General features: G+C 66.7%; 11 protein-coding genes. 6 read left to right on the top strand and 5 right to left on the bottom strand.

The features are described 5' to 3' along the window. The first annotated feature begins 66 nt into the window (after positions 1 to 66). The 4 genes from ABD793_RS34595 (at position 67) to mnmA (ending at position 5130) form a co-directional block, all read left to right on the top strand. Positions 67 to 1353 carry a helix-turn-helix transcriptional regulator gene (locus tag ABD793_RS34595; RefSeq protein ID WP_344867515.1) on the top strand — a complete coding sequence of 429 codons (1287 nt, stop codon included), beginning with the start codon at positions 67 to 69 and terminating at the stop codon, positions 1351 to 1353. 53 nt (positions 1354 to 1406) lie between these two features. Continuing rightward, complete coding sequence (locus ABD793_RS34590; protein ID WP_344867514.1) at positions 1407 to 2771, top strand: MFS transporter; 1365 nt, start codon at positions 1407 to 1409, stop codon at positions 2769 to 2771. Positions 2772 to 2835: 64 nt separating this feature from the next. Next, positions 2836 to 4032: a cysteine desulfurase family protein gene (locus ABD793_RS34585; RefSeq protein WP_344867512.1), complete on the top strand. Its 1197-nt coding sequence runs from the start codon at positions 2836 to 2838 to the stop codon at positions 4030 to 4032. A gap of 3 nt (positions 4033 to 4035) precedes the next feature. Next, on the top strand, positions 4036 to 5130 hold the full coding sequence (gene mnmA, locus ABD793_RS34580) for a tRNA 2-thiouridine(34) synthase MnmA (RefSeq protein ID WP_344867511.1): 1095 nt from the start codon (positions 4036 to 4038) through the stop codon (positions 5128 to 5130). A 9-nt stretch (positions 5131 to 5139) separates the two neighbouring features. Here the strand turns inward: mnmA and ABD793_RS34575 are convergent, their stop codons facing one another. The 5 genes from ABD793_RS34575 to ABD793_RS34555 all read right to left on the bottom strand — a co-directional run bounded on the left by ABD793_RS34575 (position 5140) and on the right by ABD793_RS34555 (position 10056). After that, a complete protein-coding gene (locus ABD793_RS34575; RefSeq protein ID WP_344867510.1) occupies positions 5140 to 6414 on the bottom strand; it encodes a DUF222 domain-containing protein in 1275 nt (424 codons plus the stop codon). Positions 6415 to 7082: 668 nt separating this feature from the next. Continuing rightward, the gene (locus tag ABD793_RS34570) at positions 7083 to 7463 is read right to left on the bottom strand and encodes a zinc-binding dehydrogenase (protein WP_344867509.1); all 381 of its coding nucleotides are present in this window, start codon (positions 7461 to 7463) and stop codon (positions 7083 to 7085) included. A 263-nt stretch (positions 7464 to 7726) separates the two neighbouring features. Continuing rightward, entirely contained in the window at positions 7727 to 8122 is a 396-nt protein-coding gene (locus ABD793_RS34565) for a GNAT family N-acetyltransferase (RefSeq protein WP_425548821.1), read from the bottom strand. Positions 8123 to 8217: 95 nt separating this feature from the next. Next, on the bottom strand, positions 8218 to 9261 hold the full coding sequence (locus ABD793_RS34560) for an MBL fold metallo-hydrolase (RefSeq protein WP_344867506.1): 1044 nt from the start codon (positions 9259 to 9261) through the stop codon (positions 8218 to 8220). Positions 9262 to 9375: 114 nt separating this feature from the next. Beyond that, on the bottom strand, positions 9376 to 10056 hold the full coding sequence (locus tag ABD793_RS34555) for an LURP-one-related/scramblase family protein (protein WP_344867505.1): 681 nt from the start codon (positions 10054 to 10056) through the stop codon (positions 9376 to 9378). A gap of 145 nt (positions 10057 to 10201) precedes the next feature. On the opposite strand from ABD793_RS34555, the gene ABD793_RS34550 reads away from it, so the two are divergent. Next, positions 10202 to 11236 (top strand): methionine synthase, encoded by a 1035-nt coding sequence (locus ABD793_RS34550; RefSeq protein WP_344867504.1) that lies wholly within the window; start codon positions 10202 to 10204, stop codon positions 11234 to 11236. A gap of 71 nt (positions 11237 to 11307) precedes the next feature. Next, on the top strand, positions 11308 to 12030 hold the full coding sequence (locus ABD793_RS34545; RefSeq protein ID WP_344867503.1) for a hypothetical protein: 723 nt from the start codon (positions 11308 to 11310) through the stop codon (positions 12028 to 12030). Positions 12031 to 12035: the final 5 nt, after the last annotated feature.

Below are 12035 nucleotides of genomic sequence, written 5' to 3'. Positions count from 1 at the left end.
CGGAGGAGTAGCGTTCACTAGCCGGAAGAGCAGGTAGTCCACCGCCCACGCGCCTACTGTGGACGTATGGACGAAATGTGGTCCGACCCTGCCTCGGTGCTTGATGTCGTCGTGCGGGTCATGTCCGTGCCCCGGCCCAGGATGCTGCCGCAGTTTTCGCACGAGCTCACGGCTCTGTTGCCGCATCGTGCGGCGGCGATGCAGACCGGGGACTGCCCGCGCAGCCCGTTCAAGACGGTCGGCGATCAGGCCATCACCGACGCCGTCACCAGCGCTGAGTTCAATTACCTCGCCGAACAGGCGATCCCCGGCGAAGCAGTCGTTCTCGACGCCGCGTTCGGCGGGACGGAACGGCGGCTCGTGCTGTTGTCGTCTCGACCGGCAATCGGCAACGGCGCCATGATCGCGCTGGTCCCCGAGGATCCCCACCCGGCTTCCGAAGTGCTGGACCTTGCCGTCCGGCTCTGGCACCTGACCAGCCTCGACGCGGGCCAGCGCGCCACCGAAGTGCAGCCGGAGGTGATCGCCAGCAATCTCGCCGCGGCCACGGCACGGGGCCAAGCCGTCACCGATCTCGGGCAAACCCACGCCACGACACTTGTCGCGCTCCTTTCGGTGCTGCGCTCGCGCCAGCTCAGTGACGCGGCGGTCCGCCAGACCGCCACCGATCTGGCGGACCGCGCGTTGGTCGACCTCCGCGCGGTCACCGATCGTGCACAAGGCCTGTCAGCGGAATCCGCTCGCGGAGCGTTCGCCTTGTTGGCCGACCAGCTCTCACCCGTCGTGGCGCACGTCGACGCGTCGGTCGAATTGGTCGGTCCGGACGACGATCGTCAGGTGCACCAGGACATCGCTCACACGGCGCGTTCAGCCAGCCGCGGCCTGGTCCTTGCCGCGCTGGACCGCCCGGGGACTACTCGGGTACGCGTCTCCTGGCACCTTGACGGCGCGGCGCTCCGGGTCACCGTCCGCGACGACGATCCGCACCTGGCCGAGACCGCTGTCGAACCTCGCCTTGCCGAACGCATCACCCCGCTCGGCGGTCGGTGGGAAATCGACGCCGTGCCCGGCTGGGGCACCACCGTGACGGCCACGCTGCCACTCGACGTGGTCGAACCGCCCAAACTGCGCCCGCTCGATCGCCTCAACGCGCGGGAGCTGGAGGTGCTCACCGGTATTTCCCAGGGGCTGCGCAACCGTGAAATCGCCGAACGGCTGCAGCTCAGCGAGCACACCGTGAAGTTCCACGTCCGGAACCTGCTGGAAAAGCTGGAAGTCCGCTCTCGCGGGGAAGCCGCGGCCCTCGCCCACGAGCTGAGGCTCGAGCCGGCGCCTGCCCGCCGGACGGCATGACAGGATCCTGACAGCTTGACCTCCAGAGCGCTGGAGGTTGCACGCTCACGAGCATGAGCCGGACCGTCGAAGCCCAGCCGCGCAGAAGCGTCCTGTGGAGCCGTGAGCACCGTCTGGTGACCGTCGGCCTGCTGCTCGTGGTCACACTTGTCGCCTTCGAGAACATGGGTGTCGCCACCGCGATGCCGACGTTGGTGGCCGAATTGCACGGCCTCGCGCTTTACTCGTGGCCGTTCACGACGTTCCTCGTGGCCAGCGTCGTGGCCACAGTGCTATCCGGCCGGATAGGCGACCGGCGCGGCCCCGCGCCGGCTCTGCTGGCTGGTCCTGCGCTGTTCGTCGCCGGCCTTCTCGTAGCCGGCACCGCGGGCAGTATGCCTGTGTTTCTCGCCGGTCGCGCGCTCCAAGGCTTCGGCTCGGGCTTCCTGCTGGTGGCCGTTTCCCTGCTGATCGCGCTGGTCTTCACCGATCGCGAACGCCCGGTGATCTACGCCGCGAACGCTGCGGCCTGGGTCCTGCCGGCGGTCGTCGGTCCGTCGGTATCCGGCCTGGTCACGGTTACCATCGGCTGGCGGTGGGTGTTCCTCGGACTCGTCCCGCTGGTGGCCGTGGGCTTCGCGCTCTTGATCCTGATCACCCGCCGCCTGCCTGCCCACATGCCGCCGCGCGCGGGACGTCGGGCGGGTGTTGTCGCAGCGGTGGTCGCTGCTTTTGGCGTCGCAGCCCTCAGCTGGGCGGCGCAGCACCCGTCCCCGCTCGCCATTGCCTACGGCGCAGGCGGCCTGGTGGCCCTGGCCGTCGCCCTGCGGAGGCTTCTTCCTACCGGCACCATGACTGCCCGACCTGGCCTCCCCACTGTGGTCGCTTCACGCGCCCTGCTGTCCGGCGCCTATGCCGGTATGGAGGCCTATCTGCCTTTGACCATGACTGCCGTGCACGGCTACAGCCCCGCCCTCGCCGGCTTGCCTCTGACCATCACCGCCATCGGCTGGTCCACCGGCTCCACGCTCCAGGGACGTTTCCTCGATTGGTCCCGCGAAGCGTCATTGCGGACCGGGTTCGCCCTGGTCGCGGTCAGCCTGGTCGGCTTCGGCTTTGTTGCTCAGTCCTGGTTCCCGGGATGGATGGCCTGCGTGGTCTGCGCGATAGGCGGCGCGGGCATGGGGGTCGCCATGCCCGCGATCTCGGTTCTCCTGCTCCGGTACTCACCGGAAGGCGAACGGGGGTACAACACCTCCGCGATGCAGCTCGCAGATTGGGTCGGGTCAGCCCTGCTCATCGGCCTCGGCGGGGTCCTGTTGGCCGTCGTCGCGTCGGCAACCCAGCCGGCTCCCGCGATGGGACTTTTCAGTTTCGTCCTCGCCCTGCTCGCGTTGACCGGTGTGCGTATCACGAGCAGGTGGCCGAAGCGCGTGTGACAGGCCACTCCACCCGTCGGGGTGGACTCCGTCACCGCTCGGAGCGGTCTACCCTGATGGGGCGATGACCTATCTTGACCATGCGGCGACCACTCCGATGCTGCCCGAAGCCGTGGCGGCGATGACCGAGGCTTTGCCCACCGTTGGCAACGCCTCAGCGTTGCATTCCTCGGGCCGCCGTGCCCGCCGGGCAGTCGAGGAATCACGCGAGATCATCGCGACCGCCGCAGGCGCCCGGCCGTCCGAAGTCATCTTCACCGGCGGTGGCACGGAGAGTGACAACCTCGCGATCAAGGGTGTCTACTGGGCCCGCAACGCCGAAGATCCCGCGCGCCGCCGCATCCTGTGCAGCACGGTCGAGCACCACGCTGTCCTGGACACCGTCGAATGGCTCGAGGAACACGCCGGCGCCGAGATCACCTGGCTCGAGGTCGATGAGCAAGGCCGCGTCGCCCCCGAAACCCTCCGCACCGCGATCGGCCCAAAGCCGGAAACCGTCGCACTGGCCACTGTGATGTGGGCAAACAACGAGGTCGGCACCGTCAATCCGATCGCCGCTCTGGCGGCGGTATGCAACGAGCACGAGATCCCCCTGCACACGGACGCTGTCCAGGCAGTCGGCACAATCCCGGTCGACTTCGCCGCCAGCGGTGCCGCCGCCCTCACCTTGACCGGGCACAAACTGGGCGGCCCCTACGGCGTCGGCGCCCTGCTGCTCGGCCGCGACACCTCCTGTGTCCCAGTCCTGCACGGCGGCGGCCAGGAACGCAGCGTCCGCTCCGGCACCTTGGACGTGCCCGCCATCGTCAGCTTCGCCGCGGCCATCCACGCGAGCGTCAGCGGCCGCGGCGAATACGCGATCCGCGTCGAGAAACTCCGAGACGAACTCGTCGACGTCGTTCTCCGTGAGGTCCCCGACGCGATCCTCAACGGCCGAATCGGTGAACGTCTGCCCACCCACGCCCACTTCACTTTCCCGGGCTGCGCGGGCGACAGCCTGCTGATGCTCTTGGACGCCAAGGGAATCGAGTGCTCCACAGGCTCGGCGTGCACCGCGGGCGTCGCCCAGCCTAGCCACGTCCTACTGGCAATGGGCGCAGACGCCGCGGCAGCACGTGGCTCGCTCCGGTTTTCTCTGGGGCACACGTCCACATCGGAGGACGTGAACACGCTCGCGCGCGAGATCGGCGGTGTGGTTACCCGCGCTCGACAAGCCGGCCTCGCGGGCATGCGCAAGCAGACGCAGAAGCAAGAGGTGTAGGGGATGCGAGTACTGGCCGCCATGAGTGGCGGAGTCGATTCGGCCGTCGCGGCCGCACGTGCGGTGGACGCCGGGCACGATGTCGTCGGCGTGCACTTGGCCCTTTCCGCTCAACCCGGCACCTTGCGGACCGGAGCCCGGGGCTGTTGCACGATCGAAGACTCTCACGATGCGCGGCGCGCGGCCGACATCCTCGGGATCCCGTTCTACATCTGGGACTTTGCAGAGCGCTTCACCGAAGAGGTCGTCGAGACCTTCGTCGGCGAGTATGCCGCAGGGCGTACGCCGAACCCTTGCGTGACCTGTAACGAGAAGATCAAGTTCGAGGCTCTTCTCGAAAAGGCCATGGCCCTCGGCTTCGATGCTGTGGCTACGGGCCATTACGCCCGACTCGCCACCGTGGCGGGCGATCTGGAACTGCGGCGGAGTGCCGACGAGGGCAAAGATCAGTCGTACGTACTTGCTTCATTGACGCCGGAACAGCTGAGCCACGCGATGTTCCCCTTGGGCGACTCCTGGAAGTCCGATGTGCGTGCGGAAGCTGAGCAACGTGGCTTGTCCGTGGCGCAGAAGCCGGACAGTCACGACATCTGCTTCATCCCGGACGGCGACACGAAGAACTTCCTGGAGAAGCGTCTCGGCGAGCGCCCAGGCGAGTTGGTCGACGCGGAGACAGGTGCGGTGCTCGGGCGTCACACTGGCGTACACGGGTTTACCGTCGGGCAACGGAAAGGCCTCGGGGTCGATGCGCCGGCCGCTGACGGGCGACCGCGGTATGTCCTTTCGTTGGAGCCTGTTTCTGGCACGGTCAAGGTTGGCTCGTCGTCAGGCCTCGATGTGCAGGGCATCGACGCGGATCGGGCGATCTGGCCCAGCGGCAAGATGCTGCAAGGGCCGACCGAGTGCACTGTTCAGGTACGCGCACACGGTGGCATTGCTGAAGCCGTTGCCGAAGCCGACGATGACGGCCGAGTTGTGATCCAGCTGCGAGAGCCATTACGTGGCGTTGCGCCGGGGCAGGTCGTTGTCCTTTATCGGCGAGATGACGAAGCTGGAGATATCGTGCTGGGCAGCGCGAAGATTTGCCGGACACGGTGAGTCGACGGACTAAGCTCCCAGTCGTTCTTCACCCGGATGTTCCGGTCTCGGACGTGGCTCATGCAGCGGTGGCGGCATGGCCTCGACTTTCTGACCGGTCGGTGTGGTGATGGCGAGTCGGCCATCACCCAGGACTTGGTATTGCCAATCAGCCCGGTCTTTCAGCCGCCGGTGGCGAATACAGTAGCTCAGCGTCGAGTCGGCGTCCGTTGCGGAGGAGCCAGTCGATTCGGTGACGCAGTTCTGCGCGGGCCTCGGGCAACCCGGCTGCCGGCATTCGCGGTCGCGAACCCGCACGAACTCCTCGACATCGACACTGGGGCGGTACCGGAACTTGCCTACCTCGATGACTTGGCCGGTGAGGGGGTCCGTGATCACCCGGCGCAGAGTCGTGTCCGGACCGGTGGCGATGTGACGGGCCAGTTCCGCCGGAATGTGACCATGCCCAGCCAGCTCGGCCGGATTGTCGTTGAGCCCCAGGTAGGTTTCGAGGTCGAGGTAGAGGAAAACCTCGACCTTCCCGGCAGCACCACCCTTGCCACTGAGCAGCAGGTCGAGCGCTACGTCAGCGCGCAACTGGTCGAGCGTACGTTTTTCATCGCCGTTCTTGAGTGCCCTGGCGATCCTGTCGATCCGCGAATATGCCGCATTCGCCTTGTCCGTGGAGGTGTTGTCCACAGACAGCTGCGAGATGCCCTCGGCCTGGTGGTGAAGCACGACGCGACGTTCGGCACGTCGCTGGCTCGTCCTGTTCGTTGCCCCGGCCGAGTCGATTTTCATTGCGGCGTAGGCGGTTGCCCTCCGGATCTGGGTCGGGTTCTTGTTGGCAAGGCGGTTCTCAAGCAGAACATCGACGATTCGCGCGTTGTGATCGGACAGCCAACTCGTACCATCGGTGACTTTCATCGCGCGGTACATGTCCAGCTGACCGCGGTCCATCAGGCGAAACGTCCGGGGTAGGCGCTCGGCCAAGGCTTCGGCGGCGACGATCATCGCGCCGGCCCGGTTGTCTGTGATGTGCAGCGTGAGCGCAAGTTCGGAAGCCAGCTCGCGTGCGTCGGATCTTCGTCTTCGCATGCCCGCCAGGCAATGCAGCTGGAGCGCTTGCAGCCGCGCGATCTCTGCGCTCGACTCCTTGATGACGGCCATCAGTTGTTCTGGCCGCAGGCGCCGGAAAATTCCGAGATCTGCATGCATTGCACGCAGCAGTAACGACAGATCGACGGTCTCGTTGGGAAGGTTCGGTTCGTCGGCGTGGTCCGCCGACGCGGTTGAGTTGCTCATGAAGGTCACAATACGCATCCGCACGTGCACAGTCAGGAAAATTTTGTGCGATGGGGACTCTCGTACCGTCCCTGCCTCAGGGCGTCGACACGGCCGTGGTGATTTCTGGTTCGAGTGGGTAGAGTCTTGAGGAGCCGCCCGCTGGCATTCTTCGGTGTCAGATCCGTGCGAGAGCTGCACCTGCTTCGCGCTGTGGAAGACGACATTGACCAGGTTGTACTTGTCGCTGATCGCTGTGCATCCACTGCACCTTGTAAGATGTGGAAAGTTGCAGTGTCCCATGGGCGGGTTATCATCGATCTGTTCGACGAACGTGAATGTCCGGTGGCGTCTTCGGGCAGGGCGCTTTCCAGCGTCACTAGATCGTGTCGGTCTGGAAGGGGGCGATCTATGTCCTGCTGGGGTTGCAGTTAGGTGGAGATTTCCGACTGAGCGTCACGGTTTTCTTCGGATCGAACTTTGCTTCGCTCGGTCATCGGGTGAAGGAGCCGGTTTGCAGTCGGAGAAAAGCGGTCGCTCGGGCACGTCAGGTGGTAAGGCGCGAAAGGCGTCGGCGCGGCGCGGATGGGATCGACCGCGTCACCGTCAGGGCTTCAGGCTGCTGGCGTCGTCACGGGTGGGTGTTCCTGCGAGGTCGATTCTCGAAGTGGCGGCGTGGACGTGTCATTTCATGCGACCGTGAGCACGATCTTGCCTTGAATGTGACCACGGGCGGCCCGTGCGTGCGCCCTTCCGGCATCCACGAGCGGAAACGTGCTGTCTATGGCCAGGCGAACGGTGCCCTCGTCGAGTAAAGGTCCAAATTCTGCTAGTTGCGGGCCGCTCGCGCGCACCTGAGTTCCCGAGACCGTCACGCCTAGTCGCGCGGTGTCTTCGGGGTCGAATTTTCCGAAGTACACCGGGTACAACGTGCTGCCGCGCTTGAGCGTGTGCAGGAGACGACTGTTGTCGCGACTGTCGACGGTATCGAGGCAGAGATCGACGTCGCGTGCGACGTCGTCGGGGGCGACTCTTGGTTTAGTCGATGAACTGTTCGACACCGAGCTCACGCGGAAAAGACTGATGTGCCTCATGCCACCGCGATGACGCGGGCGTCCTCCCACTTCGCGAGCTGCACGACGAAGTGCCTCAGGTCGCCCGCAGTTCATCTGTTCGACGTTATGCCGGCTCGATCTTGATGAATTGCGTGGGCAGAGGGGAACTTCGCCTTCGGGAACGTCGTCGAAATTCCTGAACGTTTGGTGTGCTGGACAGCGATGAAGTCAGTGTTTGCCAGGAGGAGCCTGCGAGGCGCAGAGGTGCAGCGGGAGAGTCAGAGGTGCAGCTTGAAACCCGTGTGGCTCGCGACGAAGCCGAGTCGTTCGTAGAATCTGTGTGCATCGGTTCGTGTCGTGTCCGAGGTGAGCTGGACGAGGGAGCAGCCGTGGCTGCGTGATTCCTCGATGGCCCACTGGATCAGTCGGCTCCCCAAGCCCGTGCCCCGGTGGTCGCGGTGCACGCGCACGGCTTCGATCTGTCCGCGGAGAGTTCCCCGTCGGGCGAGCCCGGGAATGAACGTCAGCTGCAACGTTGCGATGGGCGCTCCGTTCGAGACCGCTACGACGAGCAGCTGATTCGGGTCCTGGTCGATGGCCCCGAACGCGTGCAGGTAGGGAGTGAGATCCTCGCCGGAGTCACGGGTGGCGCCGAGTTGGTCGTCGGCGAGCATTTGCACGATCGCTTCGACGTCGGTGCGGCGAGCTTTTCTGACGGTGAGTCCAGACACGCAGGTCAGTATCCCTGAGCGAATGCTTGCCGGTGCGGCTACGTGGTCCGGTAGTGGCGTACGCCATCGACCTCTTCGGCCGCTAGTTTGCCCTGCGAAGCCAGTAGGTCCAGGTGCGCGCCGGTTTCCAGGACGGCGAGAGTCTGGTTGAAGGCGTCCATTTCGGACAGTTTCCGTCCTCGGCGTGTCCAGCCCAGGCGGGTCGCCGTCGCGAACGCGGTGCTGGCGCCGGCGTCGACCTGGGCGGCCATCGTCTCGAGACGCTGCCGGTGGTGCTCGAGAAGTTCGTCGATCCGGGCGTGCACGCTGTCGGTCACCGGGCCGTGCGCCGGCAGCATCCGCTGATCCGGCATGTCACGCACCAGGCGGAGCGAGCCGAGGTAGTCGTCGAGCGGCAACTCGGTGGGAACGGGTTGGAAGCCGATCGACGGGGTGATGTGCGGAAGGACGTGGTCGCCGGAGAACAACAGACCGGCGTTGTCGTCGAGGAAGACGACGTGACCGTTGGTGTGGCCGGGAGTGTGGATCACATCGAACTGGCGGCCAGGTAACACGCTCCGGCGTCCGGGGGACAGCCACTCGTCGGGCTCTTCCCAGAGGTGTGCCTCGGTGTGGCGGGGGTCCGGACCGAACATCCGGCCCAGTGCCGCGACGACTTCGTCGCCTCCGCTTCGGCGAAGGAGGTCGATCTGGGCCTGCATCGGGAAGCTGTCGGGATCGGCGGACGCCTTCAGCGACGGCTCCTCGAGCTTGCCGAGGGAGATCTTGTTGCCGAATTCGCGCCGAAGAACGACTGCCTGGGTGTAGTGGTCGCGATGCACGTGGGTGACCAAGAATTCCTGGACGTCGCCGAGTTCCGCGCCGATGGCCTTCAGCGCGTCGGTCAGCAGCCGGCGGGCTTCGTCGAGTGCCCAGCCGGAGTCGACGAGAACGAGGTTCGAACCATCGGTGACGGCGTAGACGTTGACGGCGCGAAGCGCGTCGTTCGGCAGCGGCAAGGGGATCCGGTACACGCCTGAGGCCACCTCGTAGACGCCGGGCTCGGCCCAGTTCGGATTGCTGCCATCGGGCAAGAGTTCCACGCCGACCTCCGTACAGGCGGGACTCCGACGTCCCGGACTTTTCCTCACATTGGGCCGTATTCGACCTCGTGTCCACCTGGCCGGCGTGAGATGCCGGTCACGTGCGCAAGAGGCCTAGCGGGTGAGCGCGGTCTCGATGGTGAGTGCGGTGGCGAGAACCATGCTGGCCAGCGGTTCGGGGAGTTGCTTCGGTATCTCGACGACGTAGGTGTCGCCGCCGATCGGTGAAACCTCAGCAGCCCGGCGGCCGATCCGGGCGATCTCGGTGCCTGCCCGGTCGCTGATCACGGCGTCCCAGCCGGGCCGGCTCGGCGTGTGGACAGCGGCGATCGTCTGTTCCTCGGCAATCAGGGTGAAGCGGTTGTCGCCGTGGGGGACGATCTCGCCGATCGGGGTTTCGTCGGATCGGGAGACGACAAAGCGGGTTCGCGGGTCCTTGGCCGGTCTCGTCATCCTCAGCACCGTGCTGTGGTTCGCGTCCCGGACCTCGAACCTGCGGGTGACGTACTGGTCGTATTTCGGCAGCAGACGGGCCGCTCGGTGCAGGAATCCTTGGCTGACGTCTGCCACGCTGCCGAGTTCGTGGCCCTGACGATCGAACACGCCGTAGTCGTCCGAGGCGACGACGTCCGGCTCGGTGCGGCGGGTGACGACCAGCACCGGCTCGGTGAAAAGAGTGCGCCCGAACGCGCGGCCCGAGGGCCGTCGTCGGGGAACCCCGTGTTCGGCGCCCTCGCGTGATGGCGGAACTGGTGCGCCGCGGGGTCTGCCGGGTGGTGGCGCAGAGCTGGTCATGAGGGTCCAGGGTATCGGGAACGCCGCGAAATCGGTGCTGGCAAAGGGATATGCGGCGAATGTCCGGCTATCGCACGATCCTCGGGAGGGATCCGGAGACAGGGGCGGTGCGGCGGACGGTGGCCGGTTCGGAGACAATCCGGCCGTGACTGAACGAGCTTGGCCTGCGGGCGCGGCAACGGCGATCGGTTCCATGCCGGGGACGGATCCGGTCGAGGCGGCTGCCGTCGTCTTCGGGGAGCTGCCGGGCTTCCCGCACCTGCCGGAGCTGCCGGCCCGTGGCGTCGGCGCGGACATCATCGGCCGCACCGCCGCGTTGCTCGTGGACCTCGCGATCGACGTCGTGCCCAGTGGGTACCGTGTCGCCGACCGGCCGGGTCACGAGCACCGCCGCGGGCGTGACCTGCTGCAATGGGATCTCGACGCGGTACAGCAAGCACGGGAGAACACCGGCTCGCCGCCGGTTGTCAAGACCCAGATCGCGGGCCCGTGGACGCTCGGCGCCGGGATCGAGCTCGCGCGCGGGCATCGGGTGCTGACCGACCGGGGAGCGCTGCGCGATTTCACCGAGTCGCTGCTCGACGGCCTTGCTCAGCACGTCGACGAGCTGACGGCCAGGACCGGAGCGCCCGTTGTCGTCCAACTCGACGAGCCGTCCCTTCCGGCCGTGCTGGCGGGGAAGCTGTCGACGCCGTCGGGATACGGAACCGTTCCGGCGGTGCCCGAGCCGGAGGTCCGCGAGCTGCTCACCTCGATCATCGACCGCATCGGCAGGAGCACCGGCCAACCCGTCGTCGTGCACTGCTGCGCGGCACGTCCGCCGATCGCGCTGCTGCGGGCAGCCGGTGCCGGCGCGATCGCCTTCGACCTCGGCCGGCTGGCCGGAGCTCCGGCGGCGCTGCTCGACGAGATCGGCGAAGCCTGGGACGGCGGCACGTCGCTTTTCCTCGGCCTGGTGCCGGCGACGGATCCGGCGGCGCAGCCGACGTTGAAGGACCTCGCGGCACCTGCGCTCAACCTGGTGGACCGGTTGGGTTTCGACCGTTCGATCCTCACCGAGCGAGCCGTGCCGACCCCTGCGTGCGGCCTGGCCGGTGCCACGAACGAGTGGTTGCGCCGCGCGCTCGCCCTCAGCCGAGACCTGGGCAAAGCGTTCCTGGAGCCACCTGAGAGCTGGTGATCCGCTGATCCGGCCACTGCGGTACGGGTAACGTGGCGGGTGGGAGACACACGAGGGGGAGTTCGGAAGTCATGCGCCTGTTCCGTCGTCGTCGTACGGAGCCCGGCACCGCAGCCGATGTCGATGCCGCGCCGCCGGATCCACGTACGCCTTGGCCCGAGCAGCCGGTGCCCGCCGACGTCGCGGATGCCGCGACCACGTTCTGGGAGGGCTGGTACGAGCTGCTTCCCGAGGTCAGCGCGGCGCTCGGGGACCGGGAGCCGAATCGCGTCGAGCACGACCTGTGCACGCTGGTGGAGGCGTTGCACCCGCGGCTGCACTTCTCGCTCGAGCGCGGGCGCCAGGCGATTTACGCCCTCGTGCTCAGTGGTCAGGAAGATCCGGAACTGCGTCCGTACACCGACGCCTGGAAGGCCGCTGCGCCACCGGACGACGCGATTTGGGAGTACCACGACTCGGTGCCGCCGGTCCCCGACCCGACCGAGGTGACGGTGAACCTCGGAGAGCACCAGATCTCGCTCGCCGAGATCCGGGTTGTCGCCCAGGTGAACGACGACGTGGTCGACGTGGCCGTGCACCACCCGGTGTTCGCGGATCTCGACGAGGCGGCCCGCACCGCGATGACCTTCCTCCCGCTCGACGCCACGCTGGGTGAGCGGGTCGCCGCCGAGCGGCTGCGGCGGGTCGAGACGGCCGAAACCGAGCCGGAAGGCACCATCGGCTTGCTGGAGTTCCGCGAGCTGGTCCGCACGTTGCCGGAGCGACCGGACGAAAGTGTCGGTGCCTCCGACTAGGCTCA

Origin of the sequence: Amycolatopsis ultiminotia, assembly GCF_039536925.1 — a bacterium.
In the GTDB taxonomy this organism is placed as follows: domain Bacteria; phylum Actinomycetota; class Actinomycetes; order Mycobacteriales; family Pseudonocardiaceae; genus Amycolatopsis; species Amycolatopsis ultiminotia.
Note: the sequence above shows the minus strand (reverse complement) of the source record. Positions and strands in the feature narration are given on the sequence as shown.